Genomic DNA, 21,605 nt, shown 5'->3' with positions numbered 1-21,605 from the left:
GCGGCGCGAGCGGGTACTGCCAAATCATGCAACCACGACGGACGGATCTACGCCGCTCTACAATTGTCACAGGCCTCTTCCTCGTCGCGCTGGTCGCGGCCGGATGCGGCGGTAGTGACGACTCGACCAACGACAATGCCACTGTCGAAACACCACCCGCTCCGCTAGACCTGACAACGACGGTTCCCAGTTTTCTTCCGGGTCTCGACGGTGACGTGTTTCGGGCACCCGGTCAGGCGAGTGACGACGACGCTTTCACCTACGACGAGGTTGTCGTTCCTGTGGGGTCTGCGGTCCACGTCGAATCCGAGAACGAGGGTGGCCGCACGACCGTCACATTCGAGGTCTCCGGGCTTGCCCCCGAGCGCGATCTGGGTGTACACGTGCATACACGGCCGTGCGGCCCGAACCCGGCGGACTCCGGGCCGCATTATCAGAACAACGTGGATCCGGCGGCAGCCGCCCAATCACCATCGACCGATTCGGCGTACGCCAACCCTTCCAACGAGGTTTGGCTCGACATCACCACCGATGCGAACGGTAGTGCTCACTCGTCAGCCACGGTCGACTGGAAGTTCCGCGAAGGTGAGGCGCGGTCTGTGGTGATCCATGCCGACCGGACGAAGACGGCGTCGGGAGAGGCGGGCATGGCAGGTAATCGGCTCGCATGCATCGACGAAGACTTCTGAGCAGGCGAAGTCTTCTACACGCACTGTCAACCGTTAGTGCACCACCGCGTGCGCAACGAAAGGGGAACCTCGATGTCCGAGTCGAAGAAGGACCCATTCCGCCCGTCGTCGAGTCGATCCGAGCAGCACGACGGCTCGACCCCTGCGGAGAAGGCAGCGATTGACCAGGATCTCAGCGAACTCGTCGACAATCTCGAGGAACAGGTGGCCGCGGAGCGTCATCAGGAGGGTGTCCCGGGCAATCGTGCCGACCGCAAGGACAGCCCACCCATCGACACCGGTGACAGGGCGCCCGACTGACGAATGGTTCCGATGATCCCCAGCACTGGCTGAGTTCGTCGACGGAAGCAACGCCTCCCCGACTGGCCCTTTCACGCGTGGGAGGGAATCAAGCGGAGGTCGCCCGGCAAGACCGGCCGGGGCGAATTATCGCCACTCTCATGTCGCGGGCCGGCTCCATCGCGCTCCGGAGGGCGATGTCCCACCGATCACTGCGTGGTCAGCGATTTCACGACCTCTGCTGCGAGCACGGCCACCCGGATGTTCCGCTGCTGGGACTGTTGCACAAGAACCTCGAATGCCCGATCCTCACTAATCCCGTGCAGCGCCATCAACATCCCCTTCGCCTGATCGATCGTGGCTCGCGTCTTCATCGCCGCTCGGAGCCCGTCGACTTCGGACCGCCACTGCTCAGCCCGACGCGCATTCCACACCGCGCCCTCGACCGCGGCCACAAAGACCTGCAACAACACCTCGTCGATCTCCGTGAAACCGTGATCACCGAAACCGTACAAATTCAGCGCACCTACATGACGCTCGTCGATTGTCAACGGAGCCGACAGGAAACTCGCCACGCCCATCCCCGCAATATTCGCCGCGAACTGCGGCCATCGCAGCGCCGCATCCTCTACCCTCACTCGCACCACTTGACGAGTGCGGGCAGACTCCAAACACGGGCCCTCGTCAGCGCGGTACTGATCGATATCAACGTCCACTGCTCGCTCGTCGGTGCACGCCACTGTCTCCGGCTGGCCGGAATCCGCAGACAATGTCGTCACACCAGCCATGTCTGCACCTGGAATCGTCGCAACAATCTGAGCAGACACTGCTTGCAACAGCGTCGACAAATCCATCGACGTCCGCAGTAGCGCACCGAAACGCTCCAGCGCCTCGGCAATCTCATCGGAGTGGTACGGGCGCTCCGCAGTGATATCTACTAACGACGTATCGGAAGCTGAATCTTCGGAAAGGGTCATGACCGTCCTGTCCCGCAGGAATCAGGTCCTGCGCACACTCGAAAGTGGCGGCGCTGGCTTCACCGATACACCGACCATACCCTCAAAAACCGATAAATTGCGACAAAAGGTGAAGGTCCTCGCCATTGATGCAGGGTCGCGGATGTTGACGAATGTCGAACGAGATCGCCTGGCGAATCAGGCTTCTCGGACCACCCGGATGTGTCGGAGGGAACCATCGGCGGCGTCGGGTATCTCCATCCCCGCGTCGACTCCCGTTCGCAGGTAGTCGATTACGGACCGGCCGAGCCGTTCTCCCGGCACGACGGCGGGAATACCGGGCGGATACGGCGTCAGCTGTTCGGCGGCAATACGCCCATCCGTTCTTCGTGCCTCTATCATCTCAGTGGGCCCGAAGAAGGCATCACGCGGCGACATCACGGACTCGAGTTGCAACTCGCCGGGGTTCGGCAAGAACATTTTCGGCGGCGGATCGAACTCGCCCGCAACACGTGCGATCGACGACAGGGACGCGATGAGTCGGTCCGCAGTGCTCTCGTCGTCGGCCATAGACATCGTGGCCATGACGCGTCGGTGATCATGCATACCCAGGTCGAGGTGACAGTGCTCGCGCACCCAGTCTGTGCACTGGAATCCGGATATCCCGAGCTCGCTGACGTCGACAAGAATTTGCAGCCGGTCCAGATCATGTGACGCTTCCTCTCCGAGCAGTCGCCCTTCGAGCACATTCAGGCCATCGATGTCGGCGATCCGTTCCCTGGTGCGTTGGGCGAGGGTCAGAGCTCGGCCGAGTAGATCCCTTCCTTGTTCGACCATCTGTCTGCGCCAACCGTCGATGGCCGCGTACAACATCACGTTTGGACTTGTTGTCGTCAGCAGATCTGCGCATTGCGACAGGTGAGATTCGTCGACGAGATCCCCCTGGAGGTGATAGACGGATCCTTGTTCGAACCCCGCCCCCATCTTGTGGACACTGACCACACAGACATCGGCGCCGGCATCCATAGCCCATGTCGGAAGGTCCTCGTGGAAGGGCAGATGCGCACCCCACGCCTCGTCCACGATGAGTGGCTTACCTCGCTCATGGCACACGTTCGCGATGGCCTCGATATCCGCACACGTCCCGTACGGGCTGGGGCTGACGATCAACGCACCGGCCGCATCGGGGTGTTTCTTCCACATCGCAAGTACCTCGTCCGGCGACGGCGGGTGGGAGAAGTGCATGTCTTCGTCCCATCGTGGTGTGATCCAGCGAGGCGTCACCCCGCTGAAGATCAGGCCGGCGACGATGGATTTGTGTGAATCACGGGAGACGAGCAGCCCTCCCGGATCATTTCCTGCCACGGCCAGCATCGCCGCTTTGACCGACAGCGAACTACCGCAGGTCGAGAAAAAGGCACGCTCTGCCCTCACTGCCTCGGCCATCAACTGTTCGGCTTTGGACAAGTACCCGTGGCGGGACTTGCGGTCGTCCAGACCACCGGAAGCCAGTACGTCGGAACGGAATACGTCGGGACCCAGTACCCGAATGACCCGACGGTCTGCACCGCGACCCTGCCGGTGTCCCGGTGGGGAAAATCCGTATCGGTCGAGTCGGTGGTACTCCTCCAACCCGTCCAGAATAGGTGCCTGCGACTGGTCCATGTACAAGGCCTACCCGTTGACGTCGCGTCTTGAACAACTGTCACCACCGCCTCGAAGTTGTGGACGTTGACCGTGAGGCCTTTCACCACGAAACATTCTCTGTCAGTCTGTTTTACAGGGAGGTTCGCGTCGAGAGGAGTCCATCCGATGACGGTCATCGAGTGCGCGGGAAACGGACGGACACGTGGGCGCGCCCACGGTGAGCAAGCACGCGAGATGATCCACGCTGCGCTCGCGCGATGGCGGGAAGGTACAAGCGCTCACAGCCGGGAGCACCTCACCGCGAACGGACTGTTGGCGACCGTCGAAGCCTCGGTGCCGGATTTGGCCGAGGAGATGCGGGGGATCGCGGAGGCCGCCGCCGTCCCCTTGCCCGAAGTCCTTGCGTACAACTTTATGGATCAACAGTGGTGGATACACCACGAGCACCTCGAGCTCGGCTGCAGTGTTCTCGGGCAGGTCGGCGAAGGTGGCGTGTTCCTCGCCCAAAACATGGACCTGCCGGATTTCATGACTGAATCGCAGGTAATACTGCACGTCAGTCCGGAGTATGGCCCCAACGCGCTCGTGCTGAGCTCGGCGGGAATGATCGGACTGACCGGCGTCAACGATGCGGGCGTCGGTGTTTGCGTCAACGCGCTTGGCATGTTGCGCCACAACGAGGTCGGATTACCTGTGGCGACGGTCATCCGAGGGGCGCTTGCGCAGGTTTCGCGCGATCGTGCCGTCGACTTCTTACGCCGCGTCTCTCACGCGAGCGGGCAGCACTATGCGGTGGCGGACGCGCGGGGTTTCCACGGTGTGGAGTGTTCAGCCTCGAAGGTTCGAGACAGTACCCTGCCAGATTCGCGGATGGTGCTGCACACCAATCATTCGCTGTCGAACGACGATATCGATCTCGTTGCCGAACGAGAACTGACCGATGAGGGACGGATCGCCGATTCCAAGATTCGGATGGATTTTCTGACGTCGCACGCGGTCAGTGCTCGCGACGGCGAGTCTGCACAACGCATTCTCGCCGACCGCAGCGCGCCACTGTGCGTAACTCCTCGCTTCGGCCGCCGGACACAAACTTTCGGGGCTGTCGTCTTCGAGTTTGTAACCACTCCACCAACAGCGCGATTCTGCCTCGGTTTGCCGGACCGGGAGCCCTGGATCACGCCGAGTTGGAGTGAGCCTCGGACGGTGGAGACACGCTAGGAAATCACGGCCGCATGGAGGTTGACCGACGACCTAGAGCGGAGGACCGAGTCGTTGGATACGGCAAGCGGCAGTCTTGAAAATGGGCTGCGTGGAAGCGGGATCCCAATCGGTGACCGTCATCTCGTTCGCCGCGCGCCGATGTACGTGGCGACCCGATTCCGAACGCGGAGTGTCCCAATATCCGTAGTGGAACGGCACGAAGATCACCCCTTCGCGGATACCGGTGATACGCGCTTGTCCTTCGATGATGCCCCGCCGTGACATGACCGCGACGAGATCGCCTTCGTCGATGCGATTGCGGAGCGCATCACCCGCTGAGACCTCGACCCATACCTGCGGTGCGGCGGCTTGCAATTGCGGAACGCGGGCAGTCTTGGTTCGCGTGTGAAAGTGGTATAAAGTCCGGCCCGTGATGAGCGCGTATGGGTACTCGTCGTCTACGTGTTCGCGAGGTGGAACGTACTGTGCTGCTTTGATCATCGCTTTGCCGTGTGGGTTACGGGTGCGGTATTCCTGCGCATCGACTGGCGCGCCGGTAACCAGATTCTTGCCGTAACTTTCGCAGTAGGCGGGCGCGGCAAAGAACTGTCCGTCGGTGTACAAACGCTCGGTCCCGTCGGCGTGCTCGCCATCGCACGGCCATTGAATGCCGCTTCCCCCTCGCAGACCCTCGTATGTGAGCGCGGTGTAGTCGCACGGGCGTCCGGCGCTGCATTTTTTCCATGCTTCGAAGGCAGACTCCGGATCGTGCCAGGGCGGAAATGGATCGCCGTCCTTGTCGCGGAAAGCCATACGCCGCGCGTAGTCGAGGAAAATTTCGAGGTCGGCTCTCGCTGCACCTGGCGCCTCGACCGCTTTGTCCGAAATGTGTACGGTCCGATCGGCATTGGTAAAGGTTCCAGTCTTCTCGCCCCAGGTCGATGCGGGAAGAACCACGTCGGCGAGTTCGGCGGTTTCAGTGAGAAAAATGTCCTGTACAACAAGAAGAAGACGTTGCTGCGCCAGGATTGATCTGATCCGATGCAGCTCGGGTAGGGAGACAGCCGGATTGGTCGCACTGATCCACAGCATGCGAATCGCGCCTTGTTCTGCATGTTCGAATATCTTCATCGCGTGCGTCGGCGGTCCGTCGTGCTGCATCCGCCGGACGTCCAGGTTCCACAGTTTGGCGAGTTCTGCGACGTGCTCGTCGTTCGCCCAGTTCCGAAACCCCGCCAGGTCTCCGTTGGCGCCACATTCTCGTGTGTTCTCAGCCGTGGGCTGCCCGTTCATCTGCAGCAGCCCGCATCCGGGGCGACCGAGCATGCCGCGGATGATGTGGATGTTGTTCACTTGCACTGCCGCTGCCGTCGCCTGGTGCGATTGGTAGAACCCTTGCAACACTGTCGACAGTAGGCGCTCGGCTGTGCCCAATAGTTGCGCTGCTCGACGTACATCCTCTTCGGAGACACCGCAGAGTTTCGCGACGCGCTCGAGTGTGTACTCCGAAACGCAGGCGACAAGGTCGTCGTAGCCGACCGAGTGATCGTCGACGTACGTATGATCGACCCAGCCTTGCGCAATAATAATCCTTGGGCCCGAGCCGACCGTGGTTCACCCTGTCGTCGACGCGACCACGCACACCGACGATCCGAGCGTCCCGAACCGCAATATCCATGGCGTCGCCGTTGCTGTGTAGCAGAGATGCAGATTGCACCCAAGTCTCCACATCGTCTACCTCGATGCCCGGGGCCAGGCAGATATCGGGACGCGCCGGCCACCGATCTCCCGCTCGGTACGGTGTCCGATCCCCCCAGGGTTCAGCGATCCGGTCTTGTTCGGCCATCCTGGGTTGCTACCCCGCGCCAGAAGGACGGAAACCAAGGGATATTCATGTATCGCCGCGGATGCCAGTGTGCCGACTGCTGTCGAGATCGAGGCGCTCTCCTCGGACGATCTCGAGCGCAACGGCGGTGATCCGACGATGCTGAGAGAACGCAGCAGATCGCAAACGTACCAACGCTTCTTCCACTGGAACACCGAGCCGTGCAGCCAACATTCCGGAAGCAACATGTACATTCCCGCGTCTGAAAACCTTTAGATCAGTCCCGGAAATCAGTGCGTACGCAGGGTCGAGTTCCGCCAGTACTGCATGGCCGATCGACTCTGCATACAACCGGCATGTCGCGTCATCGGTCGAAGCCAGGGACACCGGGGAGCGCCCGTACATTTCCAGAACCCCGAACGGCTCACCCCCGATGGTCAAGGGGTACGCGTAAACGCTCGCCGCCCCTAAAGCCAGGACTTGGCTCGAGAAAATTGGCCACCGATTCCGTGCTTCTCCGCTGGCTATGTCGTCATGAAGTTCGCTGTGTTGAAAGCGGAACGCGTCGAGACACGGCCCCTCGCCGAGGGTGAATTGAATTTCGTCCAATTCCTCAGATACGGTATCGGTCGCGTACACGAGATCGCGCGTGGACGCCGATGCAAACACCGCGACACCGGCTCCGTCTACCCCGGTGCACTGGACAAGTTCGTCGGACAGGCGTTTGGTGACGTCGAATGGCTGTGGCGGTGCCTGCACACGACGGGCAGGGAGATTTGGCATCAAGGCGCCTAGTCCCTGTCTGCAGGGTGCGTGAGAAGGTTACGTATTCGACGATTGGCGTGTGAAGGAGACGGCACATCAGCTCGATTCGTCATAGTCTTCCCCTTCCGCTTGATCTGGTTGTCGGGTGACGGACTGCACGTTACGGGGATCCGCATCGGGATCATCCGACGGATCGTACGGTTCTTCGGAGGGATTATTCGGTTTTTGATTCACGACTCTCTTTCCCCTTCGATGTCCGACTTCTCGCCCTGGCGTTAATTCCAGGGCGGCGCAGTCTTGTTGCCAGAAGCTTCATTGTGGAGCGGACCTACCCGCATCTTGCGATCGTCAATCACGCGATCGAATCCCGGACGACAGGCACTCACCCATGCGGCAATTCAACGACCCTCGAGCACATCCGGTTCTTCTTCCTCGAGTTTCTGATCCAACGATTCGCCCTCTCGCGCTTCCCGAGGCGTCGTGCCGAATCTGTCGGCTTCGCTCCACGTCTCGGGTGGATCTACGACGTCGTCGCCGTCTTTTTCTGGTACCTCGTCGTCGTCGACGCTTTCGCTGACATTCAGCGTGTCGCCGGGACCATCTTCGATGCTCATTCACTTTCCTTCCGCATTTCGCCGGTGGCGTGAGACCAATTTCGAGGCGGCTTCCTCGGCTGTTTTCTCAACCGGAGGAAGCCTCAGGCGCGGCGATACCGAACTGGGGTCGCATGGGTCTACCGTGCCTTGGACTTCTTCTACCCCGGGCAATCCGATGTGACACACGCCTGCGCCATTTCCACGACGTCGATATTCGTTTGGCCCAGTCCCGCGTGGGTACGTGTCCTGCGGGCAGGAGTCATCCACCCCTGAATCCCCACTTCGATCAAGGAGGACCGATGACTGAAGAAACCGGTACGGTGACCGGCACGAAAGACAAAGACTACAACCTGATTTGGTTCGTCGAAGCATCGTTGAGTAACGCGCTACGAATGGAGACCTACATTCGAGACGCGGAACGTGACGGCGATGACGAACTTGCGGACTTCTTCCGGCGAGCACAGACGGAAAGTCGAAAGGGCGGCAAGGAAGGCAAGAAACTGCTCAGTGCCAGGCTGGACGGCTCGACCATTTAGACGGGCACGGCGTTCGACAGGTGCTGCGCGTTGCATGCGGCTAGGGCTCTTGTCTCGTGCAGCTCCTCAGGACTCGGCTTCCTCTTCACCGGATCGCTGCCTGTCCAATTCGTCTACAGCGTAGTCGGCGCCTTCGCGGCGAAGCGCTTCTCTCATTGTTCGAGCTTTGTCCTGCGAAGCGCGAGGAGGAAGCAGAGGAGTATTCGGATCGACCATGGCTTCGATGACGACCGGTCTTTCCGCCTCCAGCGCCGTCCTCCACACAGATTCGGTGTCCTCGCGCTTGTGTAAACGGATTCCGCCCAGGCCGAGTAAATCGGCGTACTCGGCGAAGTTGAAAGACGGAACTTCCTGGGACTGACTGAAACGAGTGTCTCCTTCCATCTCCCTTTGCTCCCAACTGACTTCAGCCAGATCACCATTGTTGAGTATGAGCACTACGAATCGTGGGTCCGCCCACTCCCGCCAGTGACGTGCCAGCGTGATCAACTCGGAATTTCCACTCATGAGCATCGCCCCGTCGCCGGCCAGCGCGACGACCGGGCGGTGCGGATGGGCGAACTTCGCGGCCAAACCGTAAGGCATCGCCGATCCCATGGACGCGAGTGTGCTCGACAGGTGGGCGGGAACTTCCGCGGGTAGGGGGAGGAATCGGGCATACCAGTACACCACCGATCCGACATCGACCGCCACAAGAGCGTCTCGCGGAATGCACGAAGCAAGCGTTCCCACAACAGCCTGCGGATTCAACGGTGTCCGGTCTCGAGACAGGCGATCGTTCGAAATCGCTCTCCAGTTTTCGATCATGGTTGCAACGTCGTTGCTCCATTGCTTCTCGCGGTGACGAAGAAGCGGTAGCAACATACGGAGAGACTCCGCCGCATCGCCGACAATCGGTACTTCGATATCGTATTTGGAACCCACATTGCGAGCGTCTATGTCGATTTGGACCGCACGAGCTTGCCCTGGAGCAGGATAGAACTCAGTCCATGGATCGTTACTTCCGACGATCAGGAGCGTGTCGCATTCGCTCATGAGATCCGCTGCGGCTGTGGTCCCCAGATGGCCCATAACACCGCATGACCATGGTGAAGTCTCGTCGACGACTGGCTTTCCCAATAGCGATGTTGTCACTCCTGAGCTGAGTAGTTGTGCTGCCTCGGCGATTTCGGCGCGCGCTCCGCGTGCGCCTTGCCCGACCAGCATCGCGATGCGTTCGCCACCGTTCAGTAGCGCGGCCGCCCGAGTCACGTCCGCTGCGGTGGGAACCACGCGCGGAAAAGTCACAACGGGAGCGCTTGGGACGATGCCGTGGCTGTGCGGTTTGTTTTTTATCTCGTGTTGTTGCACATCGTGCGGAACTATGACGCAGGTAGGGCTGGAGGTCGCTATGGCTGTGCGGAAGGCGTTGTCCAGCACTGCTTCCAGTTGCTCCGGGGTGGAAAGGGTTTGCGAGTACTGCGCGCACACGTCTTTGAACAGTGTCGGCAAATCGATCTCTTGCTGGTAGCTGCTGCCCCGCGCCGTCAATGCGACCTGTCCGACGATTGCAACCACCGGTTTACGATCGAGCTTTGCGTCGTACAGCCCGTTGAGGAGATGGACGGCGCCGGGCCCCTGGGTGGCAAGACAGACGCCGACTTCCCCGGTGTACTTGGCATGACCAACTGCCATGAACGCTGCCATTTCCTCGTGTCTGGCTGTCACCAGCTCGATTCGGTCGGTGGCGCGGCTCAGCGCAGCCATGATCGGGTTGATTCCGTCCCCTGGGTATCCGAATATCCGCGGCACTTTCCATGCCAGGAGTCGGTTGACGATCCCGTCCGCGACGTTCGGCATTCGATCACCTTCTTCCGTAGCTCGCTTCTCGGGGACTACCCAGCGAACGATGAAGTACACGAGCAATTCTCGGCCGTGGAATGTGTACTTTTCATGTCCACCGGGTAGCTGCCAAATGTTTCCGGCAGAACTTTCCACGCAGGAGTCATGATGATCAGCCACCGCCATCGATCTTTGGTAGTCCGACTACAGTTGCCCGTCGAGTGTGATTCGACAATGCGCAACAGCCTCCCGTTCGAGACTTCGTATCAGCCCGGACGCCGTGCAGCTCGACTTGCCGGAGTTGCCGAATGACTTTCAGCGCTCCAACGCGGAAGGGAGTTGCGGTCGAAACTGTGACGGTTCGTGCTGCTGTTTGCGGCGACGGCATCACTGACGTGCCCTTCCAGGAAGTGGTGACCCGCATTGGGAAACTGTTGACCGCTGCGGGTTTCAGGATCGTCGACGCGGAGGGAACGGGTCCGGCGTCAGAAGTGTACGAAGATTATGTGCTCTCGCCGGAAGGGCATGTACGAGTGATGCATGATGTGAGTTGCGGCGCCGTTGAGGTGAGTGTCGCCATCGAGTATGTCGGGCGCGAGGTCGCATCCTTCCTGCGAACTCGCTTGGCCGAGCCGTAGTTCCTCATCGAGAGATGTTTCCTCCGAGAGCCTTTCGCAGTGTTTCGAGAGATTGAGCAAGCAACCGCGATACATGCATCTGGGAGATTCCGACTTTTTCGGCTATTTCGGTTTGGGTCAGTTGACCGAAGAATCGGTAGACGAGAATGGTCCTCTCCCGCTCCGGCAGCGCAAGAAGTGCCGGCCGAAGTGTTTCGTGAGTGTCGATGCCGTCCAAGGCTGCGTCGAAGTCCCCCAGACTGTCTGCGAGGGACGCCCCGTCAGCAGAGAAGGCGGCATCGAGCGAAGCGGCGTGGTACGAGTCACCGGCCGCGATGATTGCGGCAATCTCACCGGGTTCGACGTCGATCTGCGCAGCGAGCTCGGGAACGGTTGGCTCACGGCCGAGACTTTGGGTGAGGGCAGCCCCCGCTTTCTGCAGTGCGAGATAATTTTCCTGCATCGAGCGTGGAATCCGAACGTCCCACCCCCGATCGCGGAAGTGCTTGCGGACCTCCCCCATCATCGTCGGGATGGCAAACGACAGAAAGTCTCTACCCTTGTCCAAGTCGAATCGATTTACGGCGTTGACAAGGCCGACACTGGCAACTTGAACGAGGTCTTCGTGGCTTTGACCGCGCCCTCGGTACCGGGTGGCGATGTTCTCTGCAATGGGCAGACACGACTCGATAATATGCACTCGGAGGCGCTCACGTTCTGGGGCGTCCTCCGGCAGAGCAGCCATCTCCGCGAACAAGCCGATGACGTGTGCGTAGTCTTTGCTTTCTCTGGCTTGAGGCGTCGTCAACCGGGTTGCACCGCCTTTCCCAGCATGATGGTGACCAGCCATTCTCCATCGATCGGTGTGGGTACCTGTTCGATTGCCACGTTGTCGACCAGCGTTCGGAGAACGATGCGCCCGAATGATGAGGAACTGTTACTGATGGGTCGCAAGGTAGTGGCCGTCAGGCCGATTCGCAGCTGATGGTCAGTGTCGACGGCGAACGTGCACATCAGGGTGCTTCTCGGGGCCGCGTAATTGACGAGAGTGCTTGCAGCTTCATCTGCAGCCAGCACAAGGTCGGTCAAAGCATCCAGGGTAAGTGGATAGTGTGCGGCAGCGGTCCGCACGAGGGCTCGGAGTACGCCGAGGTGCTCCGGAGACGCGTCGATGGTCAATGAAGCAGAAGGTGAAGTTGACGTATCGATCGCCCGTTCGTAAGACATCACGTGTTTGCGCTCCTGTACCTGCTCGGAGAACGGCCGGTCCGACTGGTCCTGGTCGCAAGCCAGATTCGGTTCCCGATATTTCAGCTACCCAGCAACCAGAACTCCAAACTCGGCTTCTGTCGCTGCCTCGACACCCAACGTGGACAAAGCTTTTCGACGTCTGCGGCTTGTGGCATCCAAGTGAGTGTTTAGTTCTCGGCCCTGGGGTACCCGCTGTCTATGCGGCTAGGTGTGTTGGATGTCGGGTCCAATTCGGCGCAGTTGCAGATCGTGGAAGCGACTGCCGGTGCGCCCCCGCTTCCCTTGCACGCACTGAAAGCTGCCACTGGGCTGGGTGAGTCGATCGACGCCAGTCAGTGCCTGGATGCCGGCGGGATAGATCGAGTCTGTCGAGCCGTGACGCAGTCGTTGCAGTCAGCGCATCGGTACGAGGTCGATCAAATCTACGTGTTTGTGACGGCCGCGATCCGAGATGCAGCGAATCGAGAGGAGATTCTTGACAAGGTAGCGTCCGAATGCGGATTGCGACCCCAGTTCCTCACCGGACTGCAAGAAGCGCGCTTGACGTATTTCGCGGTGCATCGCTGGTACGGGTGGTGCGCGGGTCGACTCCTGGATCTCGACATAGGCGGTACGACTATGGAGATCACCCTCGGCCGCGATGCTGCCCCGGAGTTGGCTGTTTCGCTGCCGCTGGGGGCAGGGCGGCTCACGCGGACATTCTTCGACGCCGATCCCCCATCTCACAAACAAGTAAAGGAGTTACGACGGTATGTGCGAGCGTCACTACGCGAGACAGCGGACCGCTTGTTGTGGGAGGGAAAGCCTCAGAGAGTTGTAGGCACATCGAAAACTTTTAAGCAGTTGGCGCGCCTGACCGGAGCACCACCGCAAAGAAAGGGCCCGTTCGTACGAAGAACATTGTCCCGCAAGGATCTACACGGGTGGGTGCCACGACTGGCTGCGATGACGACTGAACGACGTTCCAAACTGCAAGGAATTGCCAGATCGCGCGCGCACCAGATCGTGGCGGGAGCGATCGTCGCCTACGAGACCCTGTCCGCACTCGATATCGACGAGGTGGATGTGAGCCCATGGGCGCTGCGAGAAGGTGTGATATTGCAACATCTTTCGGCAGTGTCAGACCTTCGAAACGAACTTCCCCTCCATGCACTTACCCCCAAGCCGCACCTGGACGGCGCCTCGATCACCGTCCTACCGGGCGTAGACGCACCTCTCGACTCCACACGCTGAACATTTTGAATGGCTGAGTACCTGCAAGTGTTTCGAAACATTCAGTCGGGTTGGGATTGCAGTGCGCTGCACGGTATCGACCCGAGCACTAGGGTGCAGGTGGTGCGGGGATGCGGCGAACGAGCACGTTCGACGGTCACGGAACACCCTTCGCAGGTAGTGCAAAATCAGACACACACATTCGCTAACGAGGTCTCGTCCCGTTACCAGCTCGAATTCTGTGAGGGCGCTTATCATCCCGTGGAAATCGCCTTAGACGAAAGAGGATGACAATGACAAATGACGTCGAGAAAAGGTGGAACGCCAGAGCTACGTCACGTTGCGCGCTGGTGCACGCAGGCGTGTCCATTGCCTTCGCCGCAATCGTCGCAGCGCTCGCACTCGTCTGGATGGCGAACCGGCCGGACACCTGTCACGTTCGCGAACTTCCAGCATGCACGGATACAGAGCGATTTGCTCTGGCAATCGTGCCTGCTGCGGTTTTGCTTGTCGGCGGTTTGTCGGCACTGGTTCGAGCTTACCGTGCATGGAAAAACCAACGCCCGTGGCCGATCTGGCAAGGAGTCGCGTGGGGGCTGCTCACGCTCATGATGATCTATCTGCTCGCATCCATGCGTTTTCTGATGGTTGGCTAGCGGGGCCCAGCACCCATGTCCTGGCTACGCGGCTCGCCAAACTTGTGCGAACAGCCGAGGGCGTCGATCGTGGCTGGGGGTGGTCGTCCGATGCGGATATGAATCCGCAGCGTGTTCCTATACAGCGCCAACTGGGCGACGTTGCACGATCGACAGCATGGAGGGAAATCTTGCTGAGACATAGGCGCCTGTGTCCGAAACTCGGTGGCGTCTGAACCCCCTACACGAGTATCGCTACGGCGACGACGACGAACACAAGCACAATAACCCCGATTGCGATGACCGTCCCAATGCCCATCAGCGGGAACTTTCCGGCGGGCGAGGGTTCCGGAGAAGACAAACCGGAAGTTTGTGCAGCATCAGGTGGTGTTCGCCCGGGCGCAACACCTCCGCCGGGCTCCAAGTCAGGGGTGTTGGCGGGATCTGGTTCTGGCGGTGTAGCGATCACTTTTCCTCATCTCCACGGGATTATGTTCGGGCGGACCCGAGGCCCTTTCCTTGCGTAGTCGTGGTGCTACCCGATTGACCGAAAAAGTACTCCGTGCCAGGATGTGATTCAGTCCCGTTTCTCTTCGCCCCCTCCGCTTCGAACCTTTATCTCGGCGACTGACACGAAACCATCGCGGCTCGAAGGTCGGTCACCAGGTCGGCGAAAGCCCGTTCACGCTCATCACGTGCCCCCCGGAGAATCGAAGAAGGATGGACGGTCGCAAAGACGAACGGATCGCAGTGCACGCCCAGTTCCGGCATCAGATGGTGCCTTTCTCCGCGGTGTGCCGTGACACGAAAGTCTCGCGCGATCAGCGACTGCGCCGCCGTCGCCCCCAGGCACACAACAACATCGGGTTCAACCGCGTCGATCTCTGCCACGAGCCAAGGACGGCATGCGTCGATCTCGCCGCGCCCGGGCTTCTTGTGAATACGACGCGTTCCACGCTCAGCCCGTACGAATTTGAAATGTTTGACCGCATTTGTCACATACGCCTCGCTGCGATCGATGTCCGCTGCGTCGAGCGCCCGCTGCAGCAGTTTGCCAGCGGGGCCCACGAACGGCTTACCAGCGTTGTCTTCCTGGTCACCGGGCTGTTCCCCGACGAGCATCAACGTGGCCGCCTTCTTTCCATTCCCGAACACAGTCTGGTTGGCCTCGCGGTAAAGGCCGCAGCCGCGACAGTTCGACGCAGCGGCTTTGAGTCTGCGTAGGTCCCGACTGTCCGGCACGAATTTGTCTGCACCACCGTCATCCATCCTGGCTCCCTTCGGGTTTCACCACTGACAAAACGGGTTCTCTCGACGGGCGGGTTGTGCTATCGAGGCATGCCCTGACGCGGTCTTCTGTAATCCAGCAATCCTGCGACATCGTTCGAAGCCAAAATATCTGCAGAACCACACTTCGACCCGCCAGAACCAACAAATTTGTCGCCAGTGTGTGGAGAAGGCAGAGGCTGGGTAGTCGCCCGTCATGAACTCCTTGACTGCTCTCGCTTTGACTTGCTCCTTGAAACCTTCGCCTGCACGGTCGAGTAGCGAACTCATTGCCGAGCAGCTCCTCTCCGAATTTCGCGAAGAGGGCGTGAGCTGCAGTTCAATTCGACTCGTGGACCATGACATTCGACCCGGAGTGGAAATCGACATGGGCGGGGGCGATCAATGGCCTCGAATTCGGGCACAAATACACAATGCAGACATCTTGCTGGTTTCGACCCCCACATGGCTTGGTCAAATGTCGAGTGTCGCCAAGCGTGCTCTCGAGCGTCTCGATGCCGAACTCTCCGAAACAGACGACCGTGGTAGACCTGGCATGTTCGACAAGGTCGCAGTAGCAGCAGTAGTCGGTAATGAGGACGGGGCACACGCCATAGTTGCCTCACTCTTTCAAGCTCTCAACGATTGTGGCTTTTCCATACCGGCACAGGGGTGCACCTACTGGAATGGCGAGGCGATGACACCCGGGGACTACAACGACTTGGAAAGCGTGCCCCGGGCCGTAGCATCCGCCAACTCCACCCTCGTGCGTAACGCCGTGCACCTCGCGAAAGTCCTTCGCCAACAACCGTATCCGGTAGAGGATTGACGGGCCAGAGATTCAGCGTCGTGAGACCGAAGTCTGCAAAATCCTCTGGCGCGGACCAACTTCTGCGCTGGCCAGTAACTTCGGCTCCCCCTCGTCGCAATGGTCAGCATGAGCCACTGCGTTTCGTTCCAGAGCCACAGCGATTCAGTGGTCGACCACGCTAGCGCCGTCTTGCCGGTTTCGTACGAAAACGAAGACTGTAGTGATTGAGTGTAGCCGGCACAGCCGCGTCTGCGGTCAAACCAGTTCTCGGGTCGAGTTCGAAGGTGTTTCCGCGCAGCAGGTTTGCCAGTGCAGTCGTAGCGACGAAGAGAGCGAAGTTCTGCCCTGGACATACGGCAGGTCCGCCGCTGAAGGGCATGAACGCTTGCGTATCAGCACGGCCGTCGAGCCAAGCGTCAGGGGTGAACACGTCGGCAAACGGCACATTTTGCGGATCCCGGTGAAATGCTGCGGTCAGGATGATGAATGCACTGTCGGTAGGAATTTCGGCGACACCGCGTTCGGTCGGCCAAGTCGTCGGAGCGATCGAATCACGCAGAATTACAGGCGTGGTCGGCCATAGCCGCGCGGATTCCAAGACGCACGCGCGTAAGAACGGGTATCGGCTGGGGTGTCGGGGATCGGTCTCGTCGATTTCTTCCAGTGCGCGTGCCCGTTGTCGCGGGTGGGTCGCAAGGAGCGCCAGCGCTCGAATAGTGACGATGCCGGCCGCATCGAATGCGAACAGCCAATGGGGCACCTGCCCAATCGGGTCGACCGAGGGTGCAGCGGATGTCTGATTGACTGCCGCGATGAGACTGGGCATTTCAGCGCGTGCTGCGTACTGATAGAGACTCTCGATGAACCGATCCCGCAATCGGCGACGATGCGGAAGGAAGTAGGACCAGTTGCCCTGCGACCTCAGGCGCCAAAGTTGGTCGGTGACAGAATTGTCCTCGCGTGCGGACGACCCCAGCACCAGCGAGCGGACCAGATTCCACCAGGCCGGCAGAAAACTACCCGCATCCAAATGCCCGCGCGCACGTGCGAGCTCGTTGAGTTCGCCGGTTTCGCTGACCACGGTTTCGGTCATTGCTCCAGCGAGATAGTGAAGTGGTTCGCCTGTCTCGAGAACGGATTCGTTGAAAGCGCGTCGAGCGACCCGCAATCGGCCCCGAGTTACGAGAACTCCATGAGGTTGAAAAGAACTGAGTGCAGCGACCTTTTCGCGGTTTGCCGGGGAGAACGGATCCGGTGTCTCCTCGAGGACGCGACTCGCGTCCTCCCTGTCGAGCAATACTACGACTCGGCGACCCGGTAGATCGAGCAGCAGGGGGCCAGATCCGAATTCCTCGCGAAGTCCCGATACGAGTCGTGGAGTCGAAGCATCGGCTTGCACTTTTTCCAGCAGCGGCAACGTCGAGTGCCTGCGAGCGATGGCGCCGGCTACCACTGACGGGCCCGCTAGTTGCATCAAGAGTCGCACTGCCCGGATACCAGTCACTGTCGGCACGCTTACTGATGTCGTCGCCGTGGTTTCGTTGGTAGTCATGGGTTGGTACCTACCCGATGGCACCCTCACCAAACCCTCGACAATTCCCGGGCATGGCGGGTTCGATCGCCGAGAATCGGTTGAGCGCCGGACCTCGATCCTACGAAAGTCACTGCGTCTCAGCTGTTTACGAGGATTCCATTGTTTCCAGTATTGAGCCACGCGAACGGCGGGTAGAAATCGATGGCTTGGGGTAACACCGGGGCATGACCACCCGCAACGCACGAAGCCTGAAACTCAATTCCGCTTGAACGGAGCAGACATGAAGAGGATAATTTGCGCAACGATACTCGCGGGCACCCTGATATCGACTGGAGCCTGCGGAAACAACGGTGGAAACGAAGATACGAATGCCACTGCGTCGATTCAGAACATGACCCCCCCGACCGGCCAAGTCACCGACGAGGAGACTTCGACGTCCGGATCCGCCGATCTGGGGACCCTTGATGAAGCGAAACTGACTTCCTTCGTCGTTGCATTCCGAACCGGGTATTCAGAACTCGCGGAAGAGCGTGACGATGAGAGCATCAAAGTCATAGTCCTGCAATCATGCGATGCCATTGGAGCCGGAGCCGATGAGCAACAAGTCACCGAGCAGGTCCGAACGCTCGCCGCACACAACGGCAATGAACCGACGCAAGCTCAAGCTGAACAGATCTATGACTTGGTTACACCTGCCTGTCCGTCGTGACAATGACCTACAGGCTAGCCGACCAGGAGAGGTAAGCGAGACCGTAAAAGAGAAGGAGAATTTCGTGGCTAAATGTGAAACCTGTGGCAATGAGTACGATCGAACCTTCACTGTGACACGCGGAGATCGCACCGCAACATTCGACAGTTTCGAATGCGCGGTACAAGCCCTGGCTCCGCAATGCGCCCACTGCGGCTGTCGCATACCCGGGCACGGTATCGAGGTGGACGAGACGATATATTGCTGCGCCCATTGTGCAAGAGAGAGCGGTCACGACGAGCCAACAGACCGCGTCGCCGCCGGGAGTCGTCACAGCTGACAGACAGAATCAGCAAAGTTCGAGTCGGACGGACCATCCGTCGATCTTCGGCGAATTTTGCGACGTACCAACTCGATGAGAAGGGCTCGGGCGTTGTCGGTGCCCGCGAACGCCGTACCGAATCATCGAGTCTGTCCGGACGGTTGACCGCGCGCGAAATTGTGATGCCCGCGTCATATGCATCGACGGCACGGGGATTGACGTAGCACTCGCGTGGGCCGGCGCAATGCCAATCCCGGCACCTCGCGCGAAACACTGCAAGTCGGTTGGCTTCTGCGTTTTTGAAACTCTGGGGGGCTTTGCTCGGCAAAGCCAAAACAGCGGCCACCGTCGGATGCCACGTTTCGGGGCTTTCCACCGAGTAGTCCTGACAACCAGCGATTTAAATCGAGCACTGATATTTCTCGGCGGTGACAGCGTCCACCGCACTGCATTCTCGATAGACGGGAAGACACGCCGAGCCATCCTCATTCAACGAAGGGTGCATAGCACGTTCGCAAACGGGCAGTTCGACAATCTCCACAGCTCCGCGAATGCCACTCTTCGCTGGAAAGATGAGCTCCACAGCGCCTTTCGAGGTCTTTCGAGACCTGTGCGTGCTCGCACAGAAGACTGGCTACGCCGTACGGAACCATCTCTTCGACATATTCTCGTTCACAACCGGGAACTCCACGGTCGAGAACCCTCAGTGCCACCGCCTCAGCACGCTCTCGTCCAGTGCCGTGCTACCGCAAAGTTTCGATCGGATCGGCGGGCGGAAGTCGGGCACACTCCTTGCCACTCGGAATATCCGCTCGTGGTCCTTCACGTCGCGCTCGGTCCAGCACATGGGAGAGTAGATACTTCGCGTGAAATCGAGCAGTCAGAGTGCTGGTTTCGCAGGGGCCCCGACCTGGTGTTCGCATTCAGGTCGAAGGGCGCCTGTTCGGATATTCGACTCGACAAATTACGGTCCAGTACGTCAATCGGGCCGACCAAGTCCGTATACCGTGTAAGCGGCGCGGATGACGGGTTGCGCGACATTGCGAACCCGTACGCCTCCCGGCGTCGTTCCACGCTCACATCCCGCGTGAGCGTGACCGTGCAGGGCGAGATCCAGATGAAACTCGTCAATCGGCTCCCCAAGTAGATAGGACCCGAGGAACGGATAGATTTCAGGCGGCTCTCCATGCAAGGTGTCACTGACCGGCGAGTAGTGCAACAAGGCAATTCGGACGTCAGCTTCGAGTTCGGAGACGGTCGAGCGGAAGCGGTCCGCCACCTCGACGGTATGCCCCGCGAAGTTCTTCATCTGAGGTTCGCCGAACACACTGGCGCATTTTCCCGCGAATCCCCCACCAAATCCCTTTGTGCCGGCGATCCCCAATGTCTGCCCATCGATATCCATCGTGACCGATTGTCCCTCCAAAACTGTGATACCTCGCCCCACCAAAACTGCTGTGACATCTTCAACCGCATCACTGTGGTAGTCGTGATTGCCGAGCACGGCGATCACAGGAACGTCGAGTTCGCCGAACTCGTCAGCCACGACCTCAGCCTCCTCGGCTCCGCCGTGACGGGTGAGATCGCCCGCGAGCAGTAGCACGTCCGCATGAATCGACACCTTCTCGAGAGCCGGGCGCATCTCTCCCCGGGAGTCCACACCGAGATGGATGTCACCGACCGCCGCAATGCGTATCACGTCAAGTCCTCGCATTCAGGCTGGGGTTCCGCAGAGCTCACCACGTGGATGTCGTTGTGCACCTGCACGTCCGGATAAATCTCCGCGACGATTGATTCGAGTTCGTGCTTACGATGCTGCGTGCTCACTTCGCCACTGAGATGAACGGTCTCTCCTCGAATCGATACCCTCACACCAAGTTCAGAGGTTCGGGGGTCCTCCGCGAAGACTCGTCGAATGTGAGCCACCACATATTGAGGTAGCCGAGATTCGAACTCCATCGCATCCTCCTAGTCGGCTCGTTACGCCTCTGTCCTACGAGGACTTCGGCGAGGCAATGGACAGATCGTCGAGCAGGCCCAGGAACGCCCGTGCATACGGAGACGATTCGGTCTTGTCTGCCACCTCTGACCAGTCGACCTGCTCACGCAAGTCCCTCGCGATTTGGAGCATCGGAACAAAATCACATCGGTGAGCGTCGAGGACGTTCAGTTTGTCGATCATCAGGTCCGTCGCGGTAACCACCGGAGCGTGTGCTGAACCTATTCGCATCCGTGGCGCACGCGCGAGCAATTCGTCTGTGATTTCACGTCCTGACGCGGAGAAGATCAGGTCAACGAGAATGTCTCCGTCATAGGCTTTGACCAGCCAGTCCTCCGGTGGGTCCACCCGTCTCATGCCGTTCTGTTGCAGTACTGCAAGTGCTGGGGCGACGTCGGTCCGCCGCAGAAAAATATCAACGTCGTGACCCGAGGGCGGTCCGCCCCGCGCGTAAACAGCGCAGCCTCCGGCAACGGCGAACGGGATCTCGGCGTGGGTCAGCGAATTAACCACACGTGTCAATGTCTGCAACAACTCGTCCATCGACACAGTGTTGCGCGGTGGGAAGTACTCGACCGGCGGTGGCCGGTGCCGAGTCGGTTCGGTGGTCATTCATGAGCGATACCCGATCCTGACTTTGTAAACCGGCTACGGGCAGCGCAGCTTTCGGTCACGATCGCAGCGTGAGGCCGTGAGACGGTTGGCATGCAGCTATCGCCCCATTGGGTAGCCCGAACCCCATCAGTACCGTGACAGATCTCGTCGATGTCAACGTTCCTGGGCGTACCGCGTACGACCAGTGACCCATATTCGGGCCGATTCCCACCATCTCAGGGGTACGTGAGATGAGTCAAGACGATGTGTCACACATTGGATCGTCGAGATATGAAGCCAAGTGGGAGAATTCGACGCCCTCATCGCCGGACAGCACCCTTCCGAGCCCGTTCCATGGAAAT

22 protein-coding genes and 2 pseudogenes are annotated in these 21,605 nt (G+C 59.7%); 10 read left to right on the top strand and 14 right to left on the bottom strand.

What is annotated here, in order from left to right; translation table 11 throughout:
• The first annotated feature begins 26 nt into the window (after positions 1–26).
• Both B0E55_RS25760 and B0E55_RS25755 read left to right on the top strand, forming a co-directional pair.
• The gene (locus tag B0E55_RS25760) at positions 27–689 is read left to right on the top strand and encodes a superoxide dismutase family protein (RefSeq protein WP_080910739.1); all 663 of its coding nucleotides are present in this window, start codon (positions 27–29) and stop codon (positions 687–689) included.
• A gap of 72 nt (positions 690–761) precedes the next feature.
• Positions 762–989 carry a hypothetical protein gene (locus tag B0E55_RS25755; RefSeq protein ID WP_080910738.1) on the top strand — a complete coding sequence of 76 codons (228 nt, stop codon included), beginning with the start codon at positions 762–764 and terminating at the stop codon, positions 987–989.
• A gap of 188 nt (positions 990–1,177) precedes the next feature.
• On the opposite strand, the gene B0E55_RS25750 is transcribed toward B0E55_RS25755, so the two are convergent.
• Together B0E55_RS25750 and B0E55_RS25745 are read right to left on the bottom strand one after the other, a co-directional pair.
• A complete protein-coding gene (locus B0E55_RS25750; RefSeq protein WP_080910737.1) occupies positions 1,178–1,945 on the bottom strand; it encodes a GAF and ANTAR domain-containing protein in 768 nt (255 codons plus the stop codon).
• 177 nt (positions 1,946–2,122) lie between these two features.
• Positions 2,123–3,589: an aminotransferase class I/II-fold pyridoxal phosphate-dependent enzyme gene (locus B0E55_RS25745; RefSeq protein WP_080910736.1), complete on the bottom strand. Its 1,467-nt coding sequence runs from the start codon at positions 3,587–3,589 to the stop codon at positions 2,123–2,125.
• 147 nt (positions 3,590–3,736) lie between these two features.
• Here B0E55_RS25745 and B0E55_RS25740 point away from each other — a divergent pair, with 147 nt between their 5' ends.
• Positions 3,737–4,789, top strand: a complete 1,053-nt coding sequence (locus B0E55_RS25740; protein WP_080910735.1) for a C45 family autoproteolytic acyltransferase/hydolase — start codon at positions 3,737–3,739, stop codon at positions 4,787–4,789.
• Between the two features lie 33 nt (positions 4,790–4,822).
• On the opposite strand, the pseudogene B0E55_RS25735 reads toward B0E55_RS25740, so the two are convergent.
• From B0E55_RS25735 to B0E55_RS25725, 3 genes and pseudogenes are all read right to left on the bottom strand, one after another.
• Positions 4,823–6,617: pseudogene (locus B0E55_RS25735) on the bottom strand (molybdopterin-dependent oxidoreductase).
• Positions 6,618–6,662: 45 nt separating this feature from the next.
• On the bottom strand, positions 6,663–7,379 hold the full coding sequence (locus B0E55_RS25730; RefSeq protein WP_080910734.1) for a GAF and ANTAR domain-containing protein: 717 nt from the start codon (positions 7,377–7,379) through the stop codon (positions 6,663–6,665).
• Between the two features lie 395 nt (positions 7,380–7,774).
• Positions 7,775–7,975, bottom strand: a pseudogene (locus tag B0E55_RS25725) (hypothetical protein); the annotation flags it as partial.
• Positions 7,976–8,256: 281 nt separating this feature from the next.
• Here B0E55_RS25725 and B0E55_RS25720 point away from each other — a divergent pair.
• Complete coding sequence (locus B0E55_RS25720) at positions 8,257–8,493, top strand: hypothetical protein (protein ID WP_080910732.1); 237 nt, start codon at positions 8,257–8,259, stop codon at positions 8,491–8,493.
• A gap of 66 nt (positions 8,494–8,559) precedes the next feature.
• On the opposite strand, the gene B0E55_RS25715 is transcribed toward B0E55_RS25720, so the two are convergent.
• Positions 8,560–10,332: a thiamine pyrophosphate-requiring protein gene (locus B0E55_RS25715; RefSeq protein WP_080910786.1), complete on the bottom strand. Its 1,773-nt coding sequence runs from the start codon at positions 10,330–10,332 to the stop codon at positions 8,560–8,562.
• Between the two features lie 290 nt (positions 10,333–10,622).
• Here B0E55_RS25715 and B0E55_RS25710 point away from each other — a divergent pair, with 290 nt between their 5' ends.
• Positions 10,623–10,952 carry a hypothetical protein gene (locus B0E55_RS25710; protein ID WP_080910731.1) on the top strand — a complete coding sequence of 110 codons (330 nt, stop codon included), beginning with the start codon at positions 10,623–10,625 and terminating at the stop codon, positions 10,950–10,952.
• Between the two features lie 4 nt (positions 10,953–10,956).
• Here the strand turns inward: B0E55_RS25710 and B0E55_RS25705 are convergent, their stop codons facing one another.
• Both B0E55_RS25705 and B0E55_RS25700 read right to left on the bottom strand, forming a co-directional pair.
• Positions 10,957–11,781 (bottom strand): SigB/SigF/SigG family RNA polymerase sigma factor, encoded by an 825-nt coding sequence (locus tag B0E55_RS25705; RefSeq protein WP_080910730.1) that lies wholly within the window; start codon positions 11,779–11,781, stop codon positions 10,957–10,959.
• Positions 11,736–12,161: an ATP-binding protein gene (locus tag B0E55_RS25700; RefSeq protein ID WP_133053441.1), complete on the bottom strand. Its 426-nt coding sequence runs from the start codon at positions 12,159–12,161 to the stop codon at positions 11,736–11,738. The genes B0E55_RS25705 and B0E55_RS25700 overlap by 46 nt, the downstream gene beginning before the upstream one ends.
• Before the next feature lie 219 nt (positions 12,162–12,380).
• Between B0E55_RS25700 and B0E55_RS25695 the strand changes: the two genes are divergently transcribed.
• Together B0E55_RS25695 and B0E55_RS25690 are read left to right on the top strand one after the other, a co-directional pair.
• A complete protein-coding gene (locus B0E55_RS25695) occupies positions 12,381–13,415 on the top strand; it encodes a Ppx/GppA phosphatase family protein (protein WP_080910728.1) in 1,035 nt (344 codons plus the stop codon).
• A 272-nt stretch (positions 13,416–13,687) separates the two neighbouring features.
• A complete protein-coding gene (locus tag B0E55_RS25690) occupies positions 13,688–14,050 on the top strand; it encodes a hypothetical protein (RefSeq protein ID WP_133053440.1) in 363 nt (120 codons plus the stop codon).
• A gap of 220 nt (positions 14,051–14,270) precedes the next feature.
• On the opposite strand, the gene B0E55_RS32295 is transcribed toward B0E55_RS25690, so the two are convergent.
• Positions 14,271–14,498, bottom strand: a complete 228-nt coding sequence (locus tag B0E55_RS32295) for a DUF6480 family protein (protein ID WP_080910726.1) — start codon at positions 14,496–14,498, stop codon at positions 14,271–14,273.
• A gap of 146 nt (positions 14,499–14,644) precedes the next feature.
• Positions 14,645–15,298, bottom strand: coding sequence for a UdgX family uracil-DNA binding protein (locus tag B0E55_RS25680; protein WP_080910725.1), 654 nt, complete (start codon positions 15,296–15,298; stop codon positions 14,645–14,647).
• 214 nt (positions 15,299–15,512) lie between these two features.
• On the opposite strand from B0E55_RS25680, the gene B0E55_RS25675 reads away from it, so the two are divergent.
• A complete protein-coding gene (locus B0E55_RS25675; protein ID WP_080910724.1) occupies positions 15,513–16,124 on the top strand; it encodes a flavodoxin family protein in 612 nt (203 codons plus the stop codon).
• 160 nt (positions 16,125–16,284) lie between these two features.
• Here the strand turns inward: B0E55_RS25675 and B0E55_RS25670 are convergent, their stop codons facing one another.
• Positions 16,285–17,658 carry a cytochrome P450 gene (locus tag B0E55_RS25670; RefSeq protein WP_080910723.1) on the bottom strand — a complete coding sequence of 458 codons (1,374 nt, stop codon included), beginning with the start codon at positions 17,656–17,658 and terminating at the stop codon, positions 16,285–16,287.
• Positions 17,659–17,920: 262 nt separating this feature from the next.
• On the opposite strand from B0E55_RS25670, the gene B0E55_RS25665 reads away from it, so the two are divergent.
• Together B0E55_RS25665 and B0E55_RS32290 are read left to right on the top strand one after the other, a co-directional pair.
• The gene (locus B0E55_RS25665; RefSeq protein WP_133053439.1) at positions 17,921–18,349 is read left to right on the top strand and encodes a hypothetical protein; all 429 of its coding nucleotides are present in this window, start codon (positions 17,921–17,923) and stop codon (positions 18,347–18,349) included.
• 64 nt (positions 18,350–18,413) lie between these two features.
• The gene (locus tag B0E55_RS32290; protein ID WP_080910785.1) at positions 18,414–18,668 is read left to right on the top strand and encodes a hypothetical protein; all 255 of its coding nucleotides are present in this window, start codon (positions 18,414–18,416) and stop codon (positions 18,666–18,668) included.
• Positions 18,669–19,629: 961 nt separating this feature from the next.
• On the opposite strand, the gene B0E55_RS25650 is transcribed toward B0E55_RS32290, so the two are convergent.
• Genes B0E55_RS25650 through B0E55_RS25645 form a run of 3 tightly spaced genes read right to left on the bottom strand, consistent with a single transcriptional unit; the run spans position 19,630 to position 21,261 of the window.
• Positions 19,630–20,349 (bottom strand): metallophosphoesterase family protein, encoded by a 720-nt coding sequence (locus B0E55_RS25650; protein WP_198538451.1) that lies wholly within the window; start codon positions 20,347–20,349, stop codon positions 19,630–19,632.
• Positions 20,346–20,609: a BON domain-containing protein gene (locus B0E55_RS31385; RefSeq protein ID WP_108912739.1), complete on the bottom strand. Its 264-nt coding sequence runs from the start codon at positions 20,607–20,609 to the stop codon at positions 20,346–20,348. Before B0E55_RS31385 ends, B0E55_RS25650 begins: the two co-directional genes overlap by 4 nt.
• Positions 20,610–20,643: 34 nt before the next feature.
• The gene (locus tag B0E55_RS25645; RefSeq protein ID WP_108912738.1) at positions 20,644–21,261 is read right to left on the bottom strand and encodes a nucleotidyltransferase; all 618 of its coding nucleotides are present in this window, start codon (positions 21,259–21,261) and stop codon (positions 20,644–20,646) included.
• Between the last annotated feature and the right edge of the window lie 344 nt (positions 21,262–21,605).

Source organism: Rhodococcus sp. 66b (assembly GCF_002076325.1).
Classification (GTDB): Bacteria; Actinomycetota; Actinomycetes; order Mycobacteriales; family Mycobacteriaceae; genus Rhodococcus_F; species Rhodococcus_F erythropolis.
This window is presented reverse-complemented; position numbering and strand designations above follow the sequence as displayed.

Excerpts from the sequence above, each read along its gene's own strand:
- B0E55_RS25710 (WP_080910731.1), top strand. The coding sequence starts at position 10,623 with ATGACTTTCAGCGCTCCAACGCGGAAGGGAGTTGCGGTCGAAACTGTG.
- B0E55_RS25745 (WP_080910736.1), bottom strand. The coding sequence starts at position 3,589 with ATGGACCAGTCGCAGGCACCTATTCTGGACGGGTTGGAGGAGTACCAC.
- B0E55_RS25680 (WP_080910725.1), bottom strand. The coding sequence starts at position 15,298 with ATGGATGACGGTGGTGCAGACAAATTCGTGCCGGACAGTCGGGACCTA.
- B0E55_RS25750 (WP_080910737.1), bottom strand. The coding sequence starts at position 1,945 with ATGACCCTTTCCGAAGATTCAGCTTCCGATACGTCGTTAGTAGATATC.
- B0E55_RS25675 (WP_080910724.1), top strand. The coding sequence starts at position 15,513 with ATGAACTCCTTGACTGCTCTCGCTTTGACTTGCTCCTTGAAACCTTCG.
- B0E55_RS25670 (WP_080910723.1), bottom strand. The coding sequence starts at position 17,658 with ATGACTACCAACGAAACCACGGCGACGACATCAGTAAGCGTGCCGACA.
- B0E55_RS25755 (WP_080910738.1), top strand. The coding sequence starts at position 762 with ATGTCCGAGTCGAAGAAGGACCCATTCCGCCCGTCGTCGAGTCGATCC.
- B0E55_RS25720 (WP_080910732.1), top strand. The coding sequence starts at position 8,257 with ATGACTGAAGAAACCGGTACGGTGACCGGCACGAAAGACAAAGACTAC.
- B0E55_RS25705 (WP_080910730.1), bottom strand. The coding sequence starts at position 11,781 with ATGGCTGGTCACCATCATGCTGGGAAAGGCGGTGCAACCCGGTTGACG.
- B0E55_RS31385 (WP_108912739.1), bottom strand. The coding sequence starts at position 20,609 with ATGGAGTTCGAATCTCGGCTACCTCAATATGTGGTGGCTCACATTCGA.
- B0E55_RS25645 (WP_108912738.1), bottom strand. The coding sequence starts at position 21,261 with ATGACCACCGAACCGACTCGGCACCGGCCACCGCCGGTCGAGTACTTC.
- B0E55_RS25740 (WP_080910735.1), top strand. The coding sequence starts at position 3,737 with ATGACGGTCATCGAGTGCGCGGGAAACGGACGGACACGTGGGCGCGCC.
- B0E55_RS25730 (WP_080910734.1), bottom strand. The coding sequence starts at position 7,379 with ATGCCAAATCTCCCTGCCCGTCGTGTGCAGGCACCGCCACAGCCATTC.
- B0E55_RS25715 (WP_080910786.1), bottom strand. The coding sequence starts at position 10,332 with ATGCCGAACGTCGCGGACGGGATCGTCAACCGACTCCTGGCATGGAAA.
- B0E55_RS25690 (WP_133053440.1), top strand. The coding sequence starts at position 13,688 with ATGACAAATGACGTCGAGAAAAGGTGGAACGCCAGAGCTACGTCACGT.
- B0E55_RS25760 (WP_080910739.1), top strand. The coding sequence starts at position 27 with ATGCAACCACGACGGACGGATCTACGCCGCTCTACAATTGTCACAGGC.
- B0E55_RS25695 (WP_080910728.1), top strand. The coding sequence starts at position 12,381 with ATGCGGCTAGGTGTGTTGGATGTCGGGTCCAATTCGGCGCAGTTGCAG.
- B0E55_RS25665 (WP_133053439.1), top strand. The coding sequence starts at position 17,921 with ATGAAGAGGATAATTTGCGCAACGATACTCGCGGGCACCCTGATATCG.